Here is a 20,370-nt window from a genome sequence, read left to right as displayed (position 1 = left end):
CATAGCCCTCTCCGCGCCGCCGGTCCTCCATGCAGGTACGAACAGCGGCGTGTATTCTTTGCCGTTAGTGAGATAATCGGTCCCGAGGTCATGAATGAAGTTTGTCGCGCGGACGGTCGAACCCGCCCCGGGCAGTCCAATTCCTAGCAACGCGAGAGAGTAGTCCGGGGTAAGCGGTGATTTACTCCCGTATCCCTGGCTCGCGATCCCGCCAGGGAGGGAGAGACCTTAAGCTTGATTGTGGTTTCGATACGGCCGAGAAAATGCTCGGCCTAGTCAACCACCTTTGCATGAAAAGCCGGTCGAACAGCCCCGGACAACCCGCCGGGTCACCGGACGCGGAGAATCCGACCCGTTTGGCGGCGCGGCGTAATGAAGATGCGCACGGCGAAGAACATACACAGGACCGCCATGCCCAGGCCCGCCGCCCCGGCGAACAGAACCGCCCGGCCAGCCGGAAGGCGTACGGAGACACGCAGCAGTTGCGTGAGGCGCAGAAACGTCGTCGGCGGCAGGAGTAGGAACATGTAGGAGAGGCTGGTGGCGAGCGTGGCCGCCATCAGGCTCAGCGCCGCTTCCAGCCAGGGGAAGGCGAACTTAGGGGCCGAGGATAGCAGGCGCACGCGGCGCATGACGCCTCCCCGGAGAGTCGTCGGCGCTGGCGCCAGCGGCGCGGTCCGCAGAGCGTCCTCGACGACGGCCATCAAGCGGTTGGTATCGGAAGGGTTCATTGCCGCACCTCCTCGTACGTCTCCAGCGCCGAGCGCAGCTTCTCCTTGGCGCGGAACAGCCCGGTCTTGACCGTCCCCATTGGCAGGCTGGTGATGGAAGCAATCTCCTCGTAGGGCAGGTCGCGCTGGTAGCGCAGAGTCACCAAAAGGCGGTAAGTCTCCGGAAGCGCCTCGATCTGCCGGTGAAGCCAGGCGCGTCGTTCGGAATTCTCCAAACCCTGATCCGGATCCCCGGTCCGGGGATCGGGATGGTCCACGATTTCCTCTTCGCCGATGGCCGCGAACTCCCGGCGCAGCCTCGGAAGCCGGTTGTAGCACAGGTTGGTGACGATCCGATAAAGCCAGGTGCCGAATTTCGACTGTCCGCGGAACCGCGGCAGCGCTTGCCAGGCCCGGACGAACGCCTCTTGCGCCGTATCTTCGGCTTCCTGCTCGTTGCCCAGTACGCGGAATGCAAGATTAAAAACGTACGATTGATGCTCCACAACCAGCAGTTCAAATGCCCCGGCGTCCCCGGCTTGCGCCCGAGCTACGATTTCCGCTTCGTTGTCCAACGCGAATCAACCCTTCTAAGGGTTAGACCGCCCGAATCGGGAAATGTTACAGCCGGCGCGGGGAAGGAATTTGGCGCGGAAACGGCCCGCCGGTCTTCCCTGAAACATTCCGCCGCGTTTCCGGTCCAATCATTGGAAATATTGTACCCGGAGGGATACCGATGAAGAAATGGTCGCTGGTTGGCATTTTGGGAATTTCCATGTTTGCCGTCTGCCTGGGAGGGATCGTGGCCCTTGTTCCGGTCGCCAACCGGATTTGGTCAGGGGGAATCCACTGGAATTTTATATCCACTAACGCGAGCGGCGCCGACGCCGTCGAAGAGCTGCGGGCGCCGGTGGATGGGCCCGCCGACCTCACGATTAATACGCCGTTCGGTAAGGTGGACATCTCCGCGGAGGAGGGCGGCAGCGAGATCGTGGTCACTTCCCACAAATACGCCTGGGGCACCACCCAACAGGCCGCCGAGGATCTGCTGAAAAAAACGGAAATCGTCCTCCTTCAGGACGGGAATTCCGTCAAGGTGTATGTCGATCAACCGGTGGAGGTGAGCCTCATCCACATCGGTCCGGCGAGCATTTCGGTGGATTTCACCGTGCGCGTTCCTACGGATTGCTCGGTGAACGCCTCGACCTCCAGCGGCGATGTCAGCCTGTCGGGGACGACCGGGACGGCGGTGATCCACTCCAGTTACGGGGATGTTTCCACCCAGGCGGTCCGCGGCGAGGTGAGCGCAACCACCAGCTCGGGGGAGGTGACGGTCCGGGATGTGACGGCAGGCGCGGAATCCGTGGAAGCAACCACAAGCTTCGGCGAGATCCTGGTCCGCAACGCCCGAGGCTCCTCGCTCAACGCGAAATCCAGTTCGGGGGATGTCACGGTGGAGGATTCAGCGTTCACCGGTCAGGCCAGTCTTTCCACCAGCTTCGGCGACATCGAGGCGACGAACCTCGAGGCTCAATCCCTCGATGCGCGGACCAACAGCGGCAAGGTCATCCTTTCCGGCTTGGCGATCGGGGACGAGCTGGCCGCCCACAGCGATTTCGGCGACATCGAAGTTAAGGCTTCCTCGGCGCAGAGTTACACCCTGGACACCAGTTCGGGAAAGGTCGTCGCGGAGGACGCGACAGGGCGAATTAAAGCCCGCTCCGGCTTCGGCGACATCCGCGTCAGCGGGAGTGAAGCGGTGCTGGACCTTTCCACCAACAGCGGGTCGATCGAGTTCCGCGGATCCCTCGGCGACGGCGACAGCACGCTGCGGACGAACTTCGGCGACATCGCGGTCTACCTTCCGGCGGACGCGGGATTCGAGGTCGATCTGTCGACGGATTTCGGCGATGTGGAATGCGGGTTTGCGGTCACCTCAACCGAACACGATTCGACCCGCGTGACCGGAACCGTCGGCGCGGGCGGACCCCGGCTGGAGGCGTCCACCAACAGCGGCGATGTCAGCGTGCAACCGCAGAGCGACCGCTGACGATCCGGAAATCCCCGGCCCGGCCGTTGTTTGCGCGGCGGCGCCGGATCGGCAACCGCGGGATCCATCCATTCTTAAGGAGACACATGATGACATCCAATTTCGATCCATCCTTCATTTATGCACCCTTCTGCTGCGGGATCGTGTTTTTCATCGTCCTGTTCGCCTTCCTGGCGGTCTGGCGTTGGCTGCAATACAAAGAGACCCTGGCGCTGGCGGAGAAGGGATTATTGAAGGCGGAGGCCGGACGGTTGGAAAGGGGCGACAATGGGAAAGCCGCCCTGCGTTGGGGCGTGGTGGTCGCCTCCCTCGGAGTGGCGCTTACCGTCGGTTTGTGGCCGCTGGGAGTTTACTCGGGATATCCATTCGGCCTGGGACCCTGGATGATCGGCGCGTTCATCCCGCTGTTCTTCGGTCTGGGATTGATCCTGATCTACGTCGTGACCAAGAACGAGGATAAATCGGGTCCGGGCAAAGACAATGGCGGCTCCGCTTCGGCGTAGTGCGCGGTCAACCCCTTTGCGGTCCGCGGCGCCTGCAGGGCGCCGCGGACTCTTTAATCGAACGCGAAAGGCCGTTTCGAGCGGCGTTGCAAACGACCGAAGGGAGCGAAGCATTCTCCCGCCTTAAAAACTGCGCCGCCCCGATTCCACTCCGGTTTCTTCGCGACGAGGCTCGCCATGACGCCCCAAGCCTGTTCCGCACCCCTCCCGGACGGCTTTTCCCCAATGCCGGCCGCCCTCTATGCTACACTTACCTCATGAACCGTTCGATTCTGATCGTCGACGCCAACCCCGGGCTTGCCGCTATGCTTCAGCAGGCGCTTTCCGCGGTGGGATTCGATTGCACCCTCGCCCTTACGGGGCGGGAAGCATTCCAAACCGCTTCCGGCAAGCCGGTCGACCTGGCGATCGTCGATTTTCACCTTCCCGACGGGCCGGCGGAAGAATTGATCCGCGCCTTCCAGAAGATCCGTCCGGAGATGATTCTGCTGGGAATCCCGCCGGACAACGATCCGGAGAACCCGGTCATCGCCGAACTCGGCATTCAAGGCGCATTGACCAAGCCGTTTTATCTGCCGGACCTGGTCCCCTACATCGCCGGATTGCTCGGAGTGGAAGCTCCGCCGCTCGCGGAATCCGGCTTTGAGGAGGGGGAAGAATCCGAACTCGATCTCTTAAAGCCGCCGGCGCCGAAAAAATCCACCCGCCTGGTCCCCTGGCTGGAAAACGCAGGCAAAGCCGGCGCCTGGCTGGACAGGTTGGCGTCGGAGAATTCGGTGCGGGCCTGCCTGATCACGCGCGGCGATGAATTGCACGCCGGGGCGGGGGAGTTTTCCCGCGATAAACTCTCGCTGATCGCCCGCCACGCGGCCGAGATTTGGGCGGTGACGCCGGGCGGAACGGTCATGCAATATGTCCGCATCCCTCCGGACAACGAGGAGGTGTTCCTCTTTTCGATTTCGATCGCGTTGGATTACGACCTAACCTTGCTGTTCGACCGCAAGACCTCGGTCTCGGCCGCTCGCCGCCGGGCCAAGAACTTCGAGAAGGCGCTGGATACCCCCCCCGCAACCGGAGTCTTCCGCCGCTCGACCGCCGAATTCGCCGCCTCCCGGCGGAAGACGGGCGAACTCGGGATGCCCAAACCCCGCACCGGAGATCTGATCGGGGCGATGCGGAAAACCGGCGAGCTCGGCGGGCCGAAGCGCAAGACCGGCGACCTTCCGCGGAAGCCCGGCAGCATCACCGACGAACTGCGGCGCGCCCGGCTTGCCCATCCCCCCGCGGATTCTCCCGACAACCATGACCCCTAAATTGTTTTTGGTGGACGGACACGCGCTCGCCTATCGGGCCTACTTCGCGCTGACCGGCGCGGGCGCCCAGGCCAGCCGCTGGGTAACGTCGCAGGGCGAGCCGACCGCCGGCACCTACGGATTCACCTCGATCCTGCTCTCCCTGCTGGAAAAAGACAAACCGGAATACCTGGCCGTCGCCTTCGACACCGGCCGCACGTTCCGCGACGACCTGTATCCCCAGTACAAAGCCACCCGGGCGAAGATGCCCGACGACCTGCGCCCGCAAATCGAGCGCATCCGCGAGGTGGTGCGCGCCTTCCGCATCCCCGTCCTGGAAGCCGAGGGGTTCGAAGCCGACGACGTGCTGGGAACCGTCGCCCGCCAGGCCTCCGCCGAAGGAGTCCCGGTGTTGATCCTCAGCGGGGACCGCGACCTGCTGCAGTTGGTCGACGAACGCGTTTCGGTCCGCCTGCCGGGACGGTCGCTTTCGGAATCGACCGACTACGATCCGGGGCGGTTCGAGCAGGAATGGGGATTCGCGCCGCCCAAGCTGATCGACTACAAAGCCCTGGTCGGCGACAAATCCGACAACATCCCCGGAGTGGCGGGCGTCGGCGAGAAGACCGCCACCGAATTGCTGCAGAAATTCGGCTCGCTGGATTCGATCTACGCCAATCTGGATGCGGTCGCGCCGCGCTGGCGGACGAAATTGGAGGCCGGGCGGGAAAACGCCCTCCTTTCGCGGACTCTGGCCACCATCCGCACCGATGCGCCGGTCCGCCTGGCGATGGAGGAATGCCGGGCGGGACGCTTTGCGCGCGACGAGGTGGCGGGGTTGTTTCAGACGCTCGAATTCCGCACCCTGCTCGCGCGCCTGCCCTTCGCCCCCGCCGCCGGGGTGCAGATCGGAATGTTCGCCGAGGCCCGGCCGCAGGCGCAGGCGGGATCCTGGACGCTGGTCAACGACGAGCGCAAGCTTTCCGATCTGATGGAAAAAATCTCCCGCGCACCGCTGCTCGCGGTGGACACCGAGACCACCTCCACCGATCCGATGCGGGCCGAGTTGGTGGGGATTTCGGTCGCCGTGGAGGAGGGCGAGGGCTTTTACCTTCCGCTCCGTCATGCCGGCGGACCCAACCTCGATCCGCGGCTGGTCCGGGACCGGCTTGGAAAGGCTCTGGCGGACGGCAAATTGCCGAAGGCCGGGCACAACATTAAATACGATCTGACGGTCCTGGCCCGGGCCGGGATACCGATCTCCGCGCCGGCCTTCGACACGATGATCGCCGAGTGGCTGTGCAATCCCGCCTCGCGCAGCCTCGGCCTGAAGGATCTCGGCTTCGTGCGCCTCGGAGTTGAGATGACCCCGATCGAAGCGCTGATCGGCAAAGGCGCCAAGCAGATCACTATGGACCAAGTCCCGGCCGCGCAAGCGGCGGCGTATGCGTCGGCCGACGCGGACGTCACCCTGCGGCTGGTCGCCCCGCTGCGCAAGGAACTCGCGGAGCGGAGTCAGAACAAGCTGTTTGAAGAAATGGAGATGCCGCTGATCCCGGTCCTGGCGGCGATGGAGCAGGAAGGCGTCGCGCTGGATCTGCCGTACCTGGAACGGCTCGGGGCCGAGATGCAGGTCGAACTGCAGAGGATCGAGGCCGAAGCGCACGCGCTGATCGGGCGTCCCTTCAACCTCAACTCCACCCAACAGCTCGCCGACGCGCTCTTCGGCCAGCTGCAGCTGCAGCCGCCGGACAGATCCCGCAAGACCGCCGCCGGAAAATACTCCACCGCGGCGGACGTCCTCGAGAGCTTGGTCGGCCAGCATCCGGTGGTGGAGCTGATCCTCCGCCACCGCGGACTCTCCAAACTGCTCTCCACCTACGTCGTCGCCCTGGGCGCCGAAGTCGACCCGGCCACCTCCCGGGTGCATACGTCCTACAACCAAACCGGGACGGTGACCGGCAGGCTTTCCTCTTCGGACCCAAACCTGCAGAACATCCCCACCCGCAGCGAGGAAGGCCGCCGGATCCGCCGCGCGTTCGTCCCATCGCCCGGAGGCCGTCTGCTTTCGATCGACTACTCGCAGATCGAACTGCGTCTGGCGGCGCACATGGCGCGGGATCCGGGCATGACCGAGGCCTTCCGGCGCGGGGAGGACATCCACGCCGCGACGGCGGCGGCGGTCTACGGGGTGCCGCTGGCGGACGTAACGTCCGCAATGCGGCGGCACGCCAAGGCGGTGAACTTCGGCCTGCTCTACGGCCAGACGGCCTTCGGGCTGACCCGTTCGACCGATCTGACCCTTTCCGAGGCGGAAGATTTCATCGGCAAATACTTCGAGCGATTCTCCGGAATCCGCGATTTTGTGGAGAACATCAAACGCCAAGCCGCCCAAACGGGGTATGTGGAAACCATGCTCGGCCGGCGGCGCTACTTCCCGGAGCTTTCCGGGGCGGGGCGGCTGGACGCGGCCGCCCGCAACCGGGCGGAGCGCGAGGCGATCAACGCGCCCGTCCAGGGATCGGCCGCCGACCTGATGAAACTGGCGATGATCCGCCTGCCGGACGCGCTGGCCGAAGCCGGCCTGGCCGCCAGGATGATCCTCCAGGTCCACGACGAACTGGTCCTCGACTGCCCCGCCGCGGAAATCCCGGAGGCGGCACGAATCGTGCGGCGAATCATGGAGGGGGTCTTGTCGATCAGCGTTCCGCTCGTCGCCGACGCCAAACAAGGCGAAAACTGGGAGGAAATGCAGACGGTGGAACGTTCGTAGGAATTATTCGAACGCTCCCCGGAACGCCAGCATGAAAAAAACACCTTGGAGAGCCGCCGGAGCATTATTTCTTGGAGCAATCACGGCCGCCTGCGCCGGCCTCGTCTCCCGTGAAAACGGCGGCGGAGGCAAAGCCGCGTCGGAAGAATTCGGCCCCGCCGCGATTCCCTCGGCGACCTTCACACCCTTTCTGCCGACCGACCAGGATCCCTCGGCGGAGGCTTTCCCGTCCGGCAATCCGACGCCCGCCGTCGCCCAAACCGCTTTTTGGTTGGCCCCCTCCCTGCCGGCGGCGTTCCGCGACGCCGTCCTCATCCCCGAAGGTTGGAGGGCGGCCGCTTCGCCGGAGACGGCGGACATCCAGATCAAGGTCGGAACCGACCGCCCGATCTCCATATGGATCTACGCGCTGGCCGCGCCCTTCCCCACCCTGCCCGACGGCTTGTACAGCTGGGAACTGCGGCAGGCGTGGTCCAGCAACGGGGCGGGCTTGTTCTCCCACCGCCCGTTGATCCTGGATCAGAACACGTTGGAGGTCTTCAGCGCCCTGTGGGGGATGCCCACCCCGGGTTCGGTGCAGGTCGCAGCCGGCGAGGCGATTCTGGACGCGGCATGGTCCGACCGCCCTTCGTGGGCGATCATCCCCTGGGAGAACATCGAACCGCGCTGGAAAGTCCTCGCCGTGGACGGCCAATCGCCGATGCGCACGGATTTCATCCCCGCCGCCTATCCGCTGAGCGTTCCGATCTCCTGCCTGGGGCGGATGGAACTCTGCGAGCGGGCCTCCGAGGAAATCATCCCCCCGACCAACCGCGATCCCGCCAAGATGACCACGCTGGTGATGACCGGCGTGACCGCGCTGGTGCGCGCCACGGCCAGCACGATGGAACGCTTGGGGGTTTTGTATCCGGCCCAGGATGTCGGACCGCTTCTCCGGGAAGCGGATCTGACCCACATCAGCAACGAGATTCCTTTCGCGCAGGATTGCCCGCCGCCGGACCCGAGCCCCGGCATATACCGCTTTTGCTCCGATCCGCGTTACATCGATCTGCTGGAATACATCGGCACCGACATCGTCGAGCTCACCGGTAACCACGTCTTGGATTACAAAGCCGACGCCTTGCTGTACACGATCGAGCTTTACCGGCAGAGGGGATGGCGGTACTACGCCAGCGGGGAGGATTTGGCGGCCGCCCGCCAGCCGGTCCTGATCGAACACAACGGCAACCGGTTGGCCTTCATCGGCTGCAACCGCCCCGGCTACAACGGCGAATGGGCCGCCGCGGATTCTCCCGGCGCGGCGCCCTGCGACTTCGACTACCTGCAATCCGAAATCCGCCGGCTGCGGTCCGAGGGGTACCTGCCGATCATGACCTTCCAATATTTCGAGTTCTACCATTTCGAGGCGACCGTCCAGCAGGTGCAGGAGTTTGCGATTCCGGCCGCGGCCGGGGCGGCGATCGTCTCCGGAAGCCAAGCCCACCACCCCCAGGGGATCGCCTTTTCGGACGGCGCGTTCCTCCATTACGGCTTGGGCAACTTGTTTTTCGACCAATTCGGCTTCTCGGAAGGGACGGACGTGGCCTTCATCGACCGGCACGTGTTCTACCGGGGCCGGCACCTTGGCACGGAGTTGATCAGCATCCGCTTCGTGGATGTCGCGCGGCCGCGCTTCATGACCGCCGAAGAGCGTTCCGACTTCCTTTCGGCGGCGTTCACCGCCAGCGGCTGGTGAGCGCCGACTCCGCAATGGAAGCGCTAAAGGAATCGATCCGGGAGCGGGCGCGGGAGCTGGGATTCGCATTGTGCGGCTTCACCGGCGCCGAACCGCCGGAGCATTACCCGCTGTTTGCCGAATGGATCGCCGGCGGATTCCACGCCGGCATGGGGTATTTGGCGGCCGGGCATTCCTTGGCCGCGCGCGCCGATCCGCGGCGGCTGTTGCCCGCGGCCCGTTCGATCATCGCACTGGCCGCGCCCTACCCCCCTCCGCCGCCGCCGCTGAATCTCCCCTTGGAGGGGTTCGTCGCCGCCTACGCGCTCGGAGACGACTATCACGACTTCCTGCGCCCGCGCCTCCGCGCGCTGTCCGAATTCGTCGAGCGGGCGGCCGGCCGGCGCCTCGCCTGCCGCATCGCCGTCGATACCGCGCCGCTGTTGGAGCGGGAGATCGCCTCGCGCGCCGGCCTGGGTTGGATCGGCAGGAATTCGATGCTGATCCATCCCGCCCTTGGATCCTTCCTCTTCCTGGCGGAAATCCTCACCGAATTGGACCTGCCCCCCGATCCCCCGTTTCCCGGCGACCGGTGCGGAACGTGCGACCTTTGCCGGCGGGCCTGCCCGACCAATTGCATCCTGCCCGGCCGGACGATCGACGCCCGGCGCTGCATCGCCTATTGGACGATCGAGCACCGCGGTCCGATCCCAGAGCCGCTGCGCGGGCTTTTGGGCCGGTCCGTGTTCGGATGCGATCTGTGCCAGACCGCCTGTCCGTGGAATCGGAAAGCGGCCGCGGCCGCGGAAGCCGCCTTCCTCCCCCGGCCGCATTTTCCGATCGGCGACATGGGGGGGGAACTGGGACTGACCGAGGAGGAATGGCAAATCCGGTTTCACCGCAGCGCCTTGCGGCGGGCAGGCCGGGAGGGCTACCTTCGCAACCTGATAATCGCACTCGGAAACACCGGGAGCAATGAAGCTCTGCCGGCCCTGCGGACCGCCCGAATGCACACGGATCCCATCTTAAGCGAGGCCGCCGCCTGGTCTCTCGGGCGGATTCAGCCCCCAAAAACCTCATAAAACAGCCGTTTTTGCGCTTGTGGCATAAACCTATCCAATTCGGTAGAATGAATTTATCCGGATCCTCTACCAACCACCAATTTTCAGGCTATTGGCAAGCCTTCCTGGAGAGGCCGGAAGGAAGGAGAAAATGTCAGACTTGAACGGTTCGGAAGATTTCGGCGATGTGTCGGGTTTTTATCCGCGTCGGCGGGAAGGGTTGGGGAATTTTTTCATCGGTATGCTGACCGGCATCGCCACCGTCATTGGAATCGAACTTCTGATCATCGGGATCGGCGGCCCCGGCGCGCTGCCTCTGCCGTTCCTGGCGTCGAAAGTCCCGACGCCAACGGCGACCCTCGACGCCACCTTGACCTTCACGCCATCGATCTTCAACTCGCCGACGCCGGAGACTCCCACCTTGACGCCGACGCCGTCCTGTCCTTCGGCTTACGTCGTGCAAGCCGGCGAGACCCTGCAGGGGATTGCCGACAAATGCGGCGTTTCGGTGGAAGCCATCGTAGCCATGAATCCGACGATCGATCCGAACAACATCCAGATCGGCCAAACGGTCCTCCTGCCCCCGGCCGGGACCGGCTTCACCCCGACCGCCATCCCGCCCGACACAAAACCCGGAACGGTGATCACGATCCGGGTCATGGAGGGCGACACGCTCGAATCGATCGCCAACAAGTGCCTGTCCACCGTGGAGGACATCAAAAAACAAAACCCCGATCTCGAGGATCCCAACTTCCTTTTCGTTGGAATGGAACTGAAGTGCCGCTACGGGATCGCCACCCCGGTTCCGACGCGCGTATCCCCGACCTACGGATACACGCCGACCTACACGGTTACGCCGACGCCGTAATCCCTACGCCCCTCATCCCCTTCCTTCCTCCCAGCCCTCGGTCCGGGAGAAGGGGGTCGGCGGTTTTCCGACGGGTTGAGGGCCAAGAACAAAAATCCCCCGCGAGTATCGCGGGGGATTTGTTGTTTCCTTCGCACCGGATGATTCTAGTAATCCATACCGCCGCCGGGCGGCATCGGCGCCGGCTTTTCCTTCTCGGGCGCGTCGGTGATCAGCGCCTCGGTGGTTAGGATCATCGCGGCGATGGAGGCCGCGTTTTCCAGCGCGCCGCGCACGACCTTGACCGGATCGATGATGCCGGCCTTGATCATGTCGGTGTATTCGTTGGTGAGGACGTTGTAGCCGATGTGTTTGCTCTTGGCTTCGGCGGATTTGCGCCGGACGGCGTCGATCACCACCGAACCGTCTTCCCCGGCGTTGGCGGCCAGACGGCGGATGGGGGCTTCCAGCGCCTTGCGGACGATGTTGACGCCCACCTGGCCGTCCTCGGTATCGAGCTTGACCTTGTCGAGGACCGAGGCGGCGTTGATCAGCGAGATTTCGCCGCCGGCGACAATGCCTTCCTCGACCGCCGCGCGGGCCGCCGAGAGCGCGTCTTCCACGCGGTGCTTCTTTTCCTTCAATTCGGTCTCGGTGGCGGCTCCGACCCGGATCACGGCCACGCCGCCGGAAAGCTTGGCCAGCCGCTCCTGCAGCTTCTCCTTGTCGTAATCCGAGGTGGATTTGTCGATCTCGACCTTGATCTCTTCGATCCGGCCCTTGATCTTCTTCGCATCGCCCTTGCCGCCGACGATGGTGGTGTCGTCTTTGGTGGCCACGACCTTGTCGCACTTGCCGAGATCGGCGAGGGTCGTGTTTTCCAGCTTCTTGCCGAGTTCTTCGGTGATCACTTGCCCGCCGGTGAGGATGGCGATATCCTGCAGCATCGCCTTGCGCCGGTCGCCGAATCCGGGGGCTTTAACCGCCAGAACGTTGAGCATCCCGCGCAGCTTGTTCAGCACCAGGGTGGCCAGCGCTTCGCCTTCAATCTCTTCGGCGATGATCACCAGCTCGCGTTTCCCGGTCTGGACCAGTTTTTCCAGGATCGGGACAATGTCGGTGGCGGCGGAAATTTTCTTGTCGTAGATCAGGATGTGCGGCTCGGTGATGACCGATTCCATCGCTTCCGGACTGGTGATGAAGTAGGCGGAAATGTAGCCGCGGTCGAACTGCATGCCTTCCACGTACTCGGTTTCGAACTGGAGACTCTTGGATTCCTCGACCGTGATCACGCCGTCCTTGCCGACCTTGTCCATCACGTCGGAAATCAAGGTGCCGATCTGGCTGTCGGCCGCGGAGTTGGTGGCGACATGGGCGATTTCTTCCTTGGTCTCGATCTTCTGCGACTGACCGCGGATCGCCTCGACGACCGCCTCGGTGGCTTTTTCGATCCCGTGTTTGATCAGCATCGGATTGGTGCCGGCGGCAACGCTCTTCAGGCCTTCCATAACGATCGCGTGCGCAAGCACCGTCGAGGTGGTGGTGCCGTCTCCGGCGATGTCGTTGGTCTTGGTGGCGGCTTCCTTGAGCAGCTGGGCGCCCATGTTCTGGAACGGATCCTCGAGCTCGATTTCCTTGGCCACGGTCACGCCGTCGTGGGTGATGGTCGGGGCGCCGAATTTTTTATCCAGGGCGACGTTGCGGCCCTTGGGTCCGAGGGTGGTGGCGACCGCATTGGCGAGGATTTCAATTCCCTCCTTCAGCCGTTTGCGGGCTTCATCCGAAAAAACAAGCTGTTTGGCACTCATCGTTCATTCTCCTGGGTTTTCTCGGCCGGTGAGTCTTTCCCACCTAGCCTTCGAGGGTGGCAAGGATATCGGATTCTTTCACGATCAGCAGCTTCTTGCCGTCTACCTTGACCTCGGTACCGGCATATTTCGCATACAGAACGATATCCCCGACTTTCACATCCATCGGAATGCGCTTCCCCGCTTCGTCCCGCGCGCCGGGTCCGATCGAAAGGATTTTGCCCTTCTGCGGCTTTTCCTTGGCGGTGTCGGGAATGACGATCCCGGCAGGCGTGGTTTCTTCCTGCTCCAATGGCTCGATGACGACCCGATCGCCAAGCGGTTTAAATGTAACGGCCATCTTGCTTACCTCCTTTTTGGATTTTTCGGTTTAGTGAGAATTAGCACTCCAAAGGCAGGAGTGCCAATAGGCATAATACACAACTGATTTGAAGATGTCAAGGGTCCAGCCCTGGAAAACCGGGTTTTCGGGAGCGAAAAGATGGAAGAGCAGGGCGATAACCTGCGCGGCCTGGAATTTTTCTGGGTGCTGGGCGTTCCCACCCCGCGGCGGCGGTTAAGCTTAAGGTCGGTGCCGGGTGATGCGCTCGACCGTCCCTTCCAGATCGTCGAATTCCACCGGTTTGGGGAGAAAGGCATCGGCTCCGGCCGCGAGGATTCCCGCCACGATCGCATCCTGCGTGTCGGAGGAGACGGCCAGGATCGGCACCGAGGAAAGCAAAGGGTCCCGGCGGATGAAGCGGATCACTTCGCCGCCGTCGACCCCCTGCATGTGGACGTCAAGGACCAGCAGTTGGGGAAGGCCCCGGCTCATGCTTTCGATCGCCAGGCGCGGGCTGTAAACCGGTTGAGCGGTAAAGCCGATCAGCGTCAGCATCTTTACCAGGCCGTCAGCCGTTTCGCGGTTATCGTCCACTACCAGCGCCGTTTTGGGCATGGATTCTTCCGTTTCTTTCCCTTTCTCCCGCGGTCATTCTACTCTGGATTTGGAAAAAGAAGCAAAATTGACCTTCACCGCAGAGGCGCAGAGTCCGCCGAGGTGGTTTTTTCCCTGCGGCCTTCGCTTCTCTGCGGTGAGTTTTTTGGGGTTCGGCTTAATCATGCAGATACACTTCCGTCCCCTGGCCTTCGAATTTGGGGGGGTCGATCTCCCAAGCCACCGTCGGGTGAATCCAGCGGTACAACCAGCGGGCTTCATCCGGACGCATGTTCAGGCAGCCCTGGCTGGCCGGGCGGCCGAAATCGTTGTGCCAGTAGGCACCGTGAAACGCCGTCCCGAGGATGTGGAAGAACGAGACAAAGGGCACTCCGGGAAGTTCGTAAGCTTCGATTTCTGAGGTCAGCCGCCCGTTCCCCATATGCCGGCTGGGAACCTTTTCAAACACCCGGAATCGGCCGATCGGCGTGATCGTCCGGCCCTGGCCGGGCTGGGGATTCTTCCTCAGCCAGCCGCTGGAAACCACGGCGGTGAACACCGGCTGCTCGCATTCCAGCGCCGTGACGGTTTGCCGGGTCAGGTCCACATCGATTTGTTTGGAATCCGGCGGAACGTCCGGCGAGATCGGGGCCAGCTCCTCGGGCGCAAACGGGCGCAGATGCTCGGCCCGGGCGTAATACGTATAGTGCAGCCAATCGTCGAGGATCGCATACCACGGGCGGCCGTCTTCGTCCACGGAAATCCCCGTCACCCAATAGACGGATTTGTAATACAACCGGTAAAGCGGCGCCGCCCGCGCCGAAGGACCATGGCGGGATTGGGTGAAGGGAACCGTCACTTCCGACAGGATCCCTCCTTCGGGAATGTCGAAAACCGCGGGCTGGAAATCGTACCGGACTTCCTGCAGGTTGGCGGTGTGGGCGAATCCTTCCAGAAGGCGGAACCACCGCGGATTTCCCTCGGGGCCCTTGGCGGCTTGGATTTCTTCAAGGGCGGTGACGATTTGATCGCGGTACAACCGCCGCAGGACCGGGGCGGCGGAATCCGGCTCGTCATGGACTCGAATTCCGTTGGCGGTGGTCCGGGCGAGACAGTACGAAGGCGGCTGATCCTCGGGGTGACGGGTTGCGGCAATTTCGTGTTGTCCGTCCGGACGCGGGATTCCTCGGGGGGCGAGGGCGGACGCCGCACCGGCCAGCGATGCTCCGGCCGCTTTAAGAAACGTCCGCCGGGTGCAGGCGTTCATGCGTGGAACGGCCCCCTCAGGCGGCGGGAGGCGGAACGGGCAGATCCTCAACCCGGGTGCCAACCCACCGGTCCCCCTCTTCGATCAGCATGACCGGGATCTCGTCGCGGATGGGGTATTTGCGTCCGCAATCCGGCTCCTGGCAAACCAGCCAGACTTCCTTCTCGAGCTTCAGAAGACCTTGTTTTTCCTGGACGCAAGCGGGGCAACGCAGGATTTCCAGCAAATCGGGCGCGATCATGGACGACACCTCCTTAAGAATCGGCAAATCCCGGCAGGGTGTTGCAGAAGCTATTGCGCGGCGTCATTGCGAACGACCGGAGGGAGCGCGGCAATCTCCTTGGCTGGAATAAGAAGGGGATTGCCCCATCGCCCCGCTCCACGCAATATTACCTATGGTTTTTTCCGTCCCGTCGGTCCGCCGGTTTCCGATATTACACCGGTTGACTTTCTTCTTCCAGAGGGTTGCCCAAGGAACGATCCGGGACGGGTGATCGCCCCCGGTTCCCGCGCGGCGCATCGTCATCGATGCCGACCGTCGGAAGGTTGGCGCAGCGAAGCAAAGCCGTTGCCGGCCCGGATTCCCGTTTGGCCGCCGGATCCGGCCCTCGCTTACAACAAACCGTCGGCCCGCAGACGGTGAACGACCTCGGCGGCCGCCGTCCAGCGGTCCATGGTGTAGAACAACAATCCGGGCGCCCCCGCCGCCAGCAATTCGCGGCACTGTTGGGCGAGGAACTCGATTCCGAAGCCCCGCACCGCCTGCTTGTCGGATTCCGGGATCGCGGCGAGCTGTCGGCGCAGGGCCTCGGGAACGGTGGCTCCGCAGGCCGCGGCCAGGGATTCGGTCATCTTCGCGGAGTAGATCGGCATCACCCCCGGAAGGATCGGAACCTTCACCCCCCGGGCCCGGCAGCGGTCAAGATAGTCGAAGAAGAAACGGTTGTCGTAGAAGTAGTTGGTGATGATGAATTCCGCGCCCTGATCCACTTTCAGTTTCAGGAAATCGGCGTCCCGCTCCGGGCTTTCAGACCGCACGTGCCCTTCCGGATAGCCGGCCGCGCCGAGGCAAAACGGAAAGCGCGGCCGGATGTATTCCAGCAGGTCGGAGGCGTATGCCAGGCTGTCCGGCCGAGGCCGGAATGCCGGGTCGCGGGGCGGGTCTCCGCGGACGACCAGGACGTTTTCCACGCCGACTTCGGAATACCCCTTGAGCACGTCCTCGATCTCCCGAAGCCCCAATCCGTATCCGGCGAAATAGGCGACGACGTCGAGCCCCTTTTCGCGGATCAGCCGGGCCGCGAGCTGGCGCGATCCGTCGCGAGTCGAGCCGCCCGCCCCGAAGGTGACCGTCACGAAATCCGGCTTCAGTTCCGACAAGCGGTCGATTGCCACATCCAATTTCTGCGCCGCGGCGGAATTCTTCGGCGGAAAAAACTCGAAAGCCAGGCTGGGGGTCTGCCGAGTCTGCCATCGGCGGGTAATTCGCATGATCGCTCTCCTTTGCGCTTTGGGATGGATCGATCCGGCCGGCGGGGGACGCCGCGCCGGTTTATTCCGGCGGGCAGGGGGCGTTGTCCGAGGGCGGCGTATACCGGTCCGGGTGGTACTGGCAGACCGCGCCCCAAGCCAGGTAATGCGTGGCGAACCGGTCCTGAAGGATCACCTGGCCGTTGCGCGAAACCGTGCGGGTGACGATTACGTCCGCGCCCTTGACCGCCCAATCCACCTGTTTCCAATCCTCGGTCAATTCCGAATTCACCTCCCATTTCGGATCCGGAGGGTCGGTTTCGTTGGTCACGCCGGTCGTATAATACTGCACCGTGCGGCCGTCCGAGGTTGAATAGAAGCGCCAATACAGCCGCCCGGCCCCCCGGTCGACTTCGGTCTCCATCAGGATCCAATACGGCGAATCGTTGGTGAACTTGAAATCCACGGTCGGGAAGGAGACGGTCGCGTCGAAGCCGGCGCCGAGGTGGATCGGACCGTCGCCGTTCTCGTAGTAGCCGACCCGGTAGGCGTGCGCATACCGCTCGTTGATCGGGAACCCGGTCATGAACACGGTCCGGAAAAAGGTCGTGCTGACCTGGCACACGCCCCCGCCGGCTCCCTTGATCGTCCGGTTGCCCATGATGATCAACGCCTCGGCGTAGCCGGTATCGAGACTGACGTCGCCCACATGCTCGCCCATCGAGAAGGTCTCGCCCGGCCGGACCAGCACGCCATTGAGCTTTTCAGAGGCCAGGGTGATGTTGTGGATCCGGGCATCGGCCGAGCCCCGGAACGAGGTCCACTGGTTCCCGTTCCGCAGCAGCCCGGTGATCTCCAGCTCGGCGGCGGTCATGGAGTCGCCGATGTCGGGCTCGACGAAATCGAAGCCCAGCGCCGCGCCGTGGGCGCCCTGGGCCACGGCGGCCTGGATCGATTCGATCGATTTGGCGATGTTCAGGGCGCGCCCGCGCCGCGAGGGCGAATACAATTCGAGGGTTCCGGCGGCGTCGTTGAATTGGTAGCGCGCGTTTTCCACCCCGCGGGCCAGGGTCGCGGTCAGCGGCGCAAGCAGGTTGGTGATTTTGCCCTCGTCCAGCGCCAGCACGTAGCGGGTGCCGGCGGAGTCGGTCAGGCGGCGGAAGGTCAGCATGTCCGCGAGCATCGCGGGGGTGATGCTCCAAGACCCCGGATCGCCCGGCATCAACTCGGCGATCGTCAGGTGAAAATCCTGCGAAAGCAGAGCCCGGGCGATTTCGGCCTGCGGGGCGGCATCCAGTACATCCGGGGCGATCTCGATCATCTGCAGGGGGATTTCGGCGTTGGCGAGATGCCCGATGGGAACCGCGACCAGCGCCAGCATGGCCGATGTATTCAGTTGCCTGCCGATCTGGCCCGGGATCGCCGCCACTTCCAGGCCGCGCATTTCCAGTTTGGCCTCAACCGCCGGCCGTTCGACCTCGGCGGCGATCCGCTGCAGGTAGGCCATCGCCGTACCGAAATCGAACTGCAGGACCGGAGCCACCGCCACCCCGCTGAACCGGGCTCGCATCTGGATCTCCAAGTTGGTCAACGGTTCGTCGGAACGGCCGACTTCGTAGGCGTCGTTGACGGTCGCCAAAAGGTCCAATCCCAATCCCAATTCGGCCGGCGTCGCCGTCCAGGATCTGCCCTCATAGGAAAATGTGATCCGCCCGTCGCGGGGATAATAGAAACCGTCGTTCATCCGGTAGGCCGCCTCGGCGGCGGTCAGACCGGAGAGGTCCATTCCATACACCGAGACGCCCGGGTAGATCTTTCCGCTGTTGGCGGAATCGTATACCGAGGCGCTGATGCCGGAAAGAATCAGAACGCTCGCTGCGCCCGCCAAGACGACGGCCGACAGCCGGATGAGGATTTTTACTACCGGCGTCCAATCCCTCGGCGCGGGTTGGGCGGTTGTTGCTTCCGGAGAGGCGGTCATGAGACAGATTATATCTCACGGTCCTTCCCCCAAACGGCCAGGCAGGGGCAGAAGCCCGCGCTCCTTTTTTCCCGCGGGATTTCCACCGCCTGCGCGGGTGCGGCACCTGCCGCCAAGTTGAAAATCCTCCGGAATTCGCGCTCGAAGGCCGCGGCCAGTTCCGGATTCCACAGGATCAGCAGGTCCTCGTCGTTCCTGCTTTCCGCGCTGTTTGTGAAATTGTAGGAGCCCGTGATGACGATTTCCCCATCGAGGAGAATCACCTTGTGATGCATGTTGCGGGGATTGGCGTCCAGCAGAACCTCGGCGCCGCCACCGCGCAGGCTTTCGAACTGCGTTCCGATGTTCGAGCGGGCTTGCGAGGATTCGAACACGCCCAAGACCGCCACGCCCGCGCTCCTCCGCTCCAGCATCCCCCCGGCGATTTCCGCCGAGGTGAACGAAAACGCGAGAAAATGGATTGACAGCCGCGCATCGCGGATCATCTGGACGACGCGCCCGGCCACCCCGCAATCCGGCGCGAATAGCGCCTCGACCGCGCCGACGTCCGTCTCCACGCTCCCGGCGGATCCTCCCGCCGGCGATGCCGGGCCGAATTTTTTCGCAAGGACCATTTCTTCGAACTCGGCGGTGAACAGCCGGGCCAGCGCTTCGGAGCGGATCCGCAGAAGGTTGTTGTCGTTGCGGTAGGCGTCATTGACCGTCAGGTTCATCGATCCGGCCCATACCTCCCGGCGGTCGATGACGACGAATTTGTCGTGCATCAACCCCTGCCGGATGTCCCCGGCGATCGGGACGCCCTGCCCGCGGAGCAGGTCCAGCGCCTCGGTGTGCCAATTGTCGGAATCCACGACGATCCGGACGGCCACGCCGCGTCCAACCGCGCGCAGCAGCGCCCGCGCGACCGAAAGCAGATCGAAATCGTAAACCGCGATGTCGACGCTGACGGCCGCCCGGTCCACGGCTTGGGCCAGCGCTTCGTCGGGTCCGCCGGCGTACCCGCCGTCGAACTCCTGCGGCCGCGAGAAGTACACGACTTCCGGTTCCTCTTCCGCCGCCGCCGTCGCGGGCGGCGGCCGGGCGGAGATATCCTCCCGGTGCGCGAAACCCCAGCCGAGCGCGGTCAGCGCCGGCAGAAGGAACGCACAGCGTATCCAAATCATTCGGTTGAATTTTTTATGGAGCATACATCCCCCTGAGTAAATCCGCCGGCCGGATTATAAACCCAGCCGAGAATACTCGTTCGGCCGATGGAAAACCTTGAAGCAACTGCTTCGCCATCTGATCCTCTTTTCTAACGTCTTTCCCCCGGCGCCCCTCTCCTGCTTCCCCCTATGGGGAATGGGGAGAGAAAGTCCGGGTATGGCGGCGCTCTTTTCTCTTTGCGAGGAGAGCGGGTGTTGGGAAGGGGTTAGCAATAACAAAAAAAGGGGTTACTACTCAACCTGTTCTATATCAAAGGGATATCCCGCTCTTTTCCTTCCTCGCCTCTATCACCCGTCCCCTTTCCCCTCTCCTGGCACCTGCCCTCGTGAAGCGGGGGTAAGCCAGGAGAGGGAAAAGGGGTGAAGGGGTTGTGGGTGAGGACTGGATGCTGGCGGGAGGCAGATCAGTTACAAAAAGGGATTTACTCAGCCTGATCCGATGAGTGAAAAACCGCGCAATTCTTCCCCCCTCAGCCCAACCTCCCGCAACTGTCCCGCGCGGATCACGGGACAGGCATTCCGGGATACATTCTCCCTTCCCATCGCTTTGGCTAAAGGTCTTCGAATAAATGCGTATCGTCAACCGCAGATTCGGGGCCGGGAAGCCGGTCCCGGTGCAATTCCGGGAAAGGCGCCTGAACCTATCCTGAGTGAAGCCAGGGAAAGCGAGGGGAGGGCGGATGAGGGGAAATTTTAAGCAATTAGTATCTCCTCAGCCCCCCGTCCCTGCCCTTTCCTCACCCCCAACCCCACAACCCCTTCCCCCTCTCCTG

At 63.4% G+C, this 20,370-nt stretch carries 17 protein-coding genes; 7 read left to right on the top strand and 10 right to left on the bottom strand.

Going from position 1 to position 20,370, the window contains the following annotated elements; genetic code table 11:
* Nucleotides 1–329 precede the first annotated feature (329 nt).
* Nucleotides 330–731, bottom strand: coding sequence for a hypothetical protein (locus JW929_16240; protein ID MBN1440957.1), 402 nt, complete (start codon nucleotides 729–731; stop codon nucleotides 330–332).
* Nucleotides 728–1,285, bottom strand: coding sequence for a sigma-70 family RNA polymerase sigma factor (locus tag JW929_16235; protein ID MBN1440956.1), 558 nt, complete (start codon nucleotides 1,283–1,285; stop codon nucleotides 728–730). The genes JW929_16240 and JW929_16235 overlap by 4 nt, the downstream gene beginning before the upstream one ends.
* 161 nt (nucleotides 1,286–1,446) lie before the next feature.
* Here JW929_16235 and JW929_16230 point away from each other — a divergent pair, with 161 nt between their 5' ends.
* The 7 genes from JW929_16230 to JW929_16200 all read left to right on the top strand — a co-directional run bounded on the left by JW929_16230 (nucleotide 1,447) and on the right by JW929_16200 (nucleotide 10,971).
* On the top strand, nucleotides 1,447–2,760 hold the full coding sequence (locus JW929_16230) for a DUF4097 family beta strand repeat protein (GenBank protein MBN1440955.1): 1,314 nt from the start codon (nucleotides 1,447–1,449) through the stop codon (nucleotides 2,758–2,760).
* A gap of 86 nt (nucleotides 2,761–2,846) precedes the next feature.
* Nucleotides 2,847–3,263, top strand: a complete 417-nt coding sequence (locus tag JW929_16225; protein ID MBN1440954.1) for a hypothetical protein — start codon at nucleotides 2,847–2,849, stop codon at nucleotides 3,261–3,263.
* 257 nt (nucleotides 3,264–3,520) lie between these two features.
* Nucleotides 3,521–4,576, top strand: coding sequence for a response regulator (locus JW929_16220; protein ID MBN1440953.1), 1,056 nt, complete (start codon nucleotides 3,521–3,523; stop codon nucleotides 4,574–4,576).
* A complete protein-coding gene (gene polA, locus JW929_16215; GenBank protein MBN1440952.1) occupies nucleotides 4,566–7,328 on the top strand; it encodes a DNA polymerase I in 2,763 nt (920 codons plus the stop codon). Before JW929_16220 ends, polA begins: the two co-directional genes overlap by 11 nt.
* Nucleotides 7,329–7,359: 31 nt before the next feature.
* The gene (locus tag JW929_16210) at nucleotides 7,360–9,063 is read left to right on the top strand and encodes a CapA family protein (protein MBN1440951.1); all 1,704 of its coding nucleotides are present in this window, start codon (nucleotides 7,360–7,362) and stop codon (nucleotides 9,061–9,063) included.
* Between the two features lie 14 nt (nucleotides 9,064–9,077).
* On the top strand, nucleotides 9,078–10,124 hold the full coding sequence (gene queG / locus JW929_16205; protein MBN1440950.1) for a tRNA epoxyqueuosine(34) reductase QueG: 1,047 nt from the start codon (nucleotides 9,078–9,080) through the stop codon (nucleotides 10,122–10,124).
* Between the two features lie 130 nt (nucleotides 10,125–10,254).
* On the top strand, nucleotides 10,255–10,971 hold the full coding sequence (locus tag JW929_16200; protein MBN1440949.1) for a LysM peptidoglycan-binding domain-containing protein: 717 nt from the start codon (nucleotides 10,255–10,257) through the stop codon (nucleotides 10,969–10,971).
* A gap of 146 nt (nucleotides 10,972–11,117) precedes the next feature.
* Here JW929_16200 and groL read toward each other — a convergent pair whose 3' ends face one another.
* From groL to JW929_16160, 8 genes are all read right to left on the bottom strand, one after another.
* On the bottom strand, nucleotides 11,118–12,758 hold the full coding sequence (gene groL / locus JW929_16195) for a chaperonin GroEL (GenBank protein MBN1440948.1): 1,641 nt from the start codon (nucleotides 12,756–12,758) through the stop codon (nucleotides 11,118–11,120).
* A gap of 43 nt (nucleotides 12,759–12,801) precedes the next feature.
* A complete protein-coding gene (gene groES / locus JW929_16190; protein ID MBN1440947.1) occupies nucleotides 12,802–13,098 on the bottom strand; it encodes a co-chaperone GroES in 297 nt (98 codons plus the stop codon).
* A 222-nt stretch (nucleotides 13,099–13,320) separates the two neighbouring features.
* Complete coding sequence (locus JW929_16185) at nucleotides 13,321–13,695, bottom strand: response regulator (protein ID MBN1440946.1); 375 nt, start codon at nucleotides 13,693–13,695, stop codon at nucleotides 13,321–13,323.
* Nucleotides 13,696–13,852: 157 nt separating this feature from the next.
* The gene (locus tag JW929_16180) at nucleotides 13,853–14,941 is read right to left on the bottom strand and encodes a L,D-transpeptidase (protein ID MBN1440945.1); all 1,089 of its coding nucleotides are present in this window, start codon (nucleotides 14,939–14,941) and stop codon (nucleotides 13,853–13,855) included.
* Between the two features lie 16 nt (nucleotides 14,942–14,957).
* On the bottom strand, nucleotides 14,958–15,182 hold the full coding sequence (locus JW929_16175) for a Trm112 family protein (GenBank protein ID MBN1440944.1): 225 nt from the start codon (nucleotides 15,180–15,182) through the stop codon (nucleotides 14,958–14,960).
* Between the two features lie 371 nt (nucleotides 15,183–15,553).
* Entirely contained in the window at nucleotides 15,554–16,432 is an 879-nt protein-coding gene (locus JW929_16170; protein MBN1440943.1) for a methylenetetrahydrofolate reductase, read from the bottom strand.
* A 61-nt stretch (nucleotides 16,433–16,493) separates the two neighbouring features.
* A complete protein-coding gene (locus JW929_16165; GenBank protein MBN1440942.1) occupies nucleotides 16,494–18,392 on the bottom strand; it encodes a VanW family protein in 1,899 nt (632 codons plus the stop codon).
* 8 nt (nucleotides 18,393–18,400) lie between these two features.
* A complete protein-coding gene (locus JW929_16160; protein MBN1440941.1) occupies nucleotides 18,401–19,579 on the bottom strand; it encodes a DUF1669 domain-containing protein in 1,179 nt (392 codons plus the stop codon).
* Between the last annotated feature and the right edge of the window lie 791 nt (nucleotides 19,580–20,370).

This window comes from Anaerolineales bacterium (assembly GCA_016928575.1).
In the GTDB taxonomy this organism is placed as follows: Bacteria; Chloroflexota; Anaerolineae; order Anaerolineales; family RBG-16-64-43; genus JAFGKK01.
The sequence above is the reverse complement of the archived record's forward strand: the minus strand, read 5'-3'. Positions and strand labels throughout refer to the sequence as shown.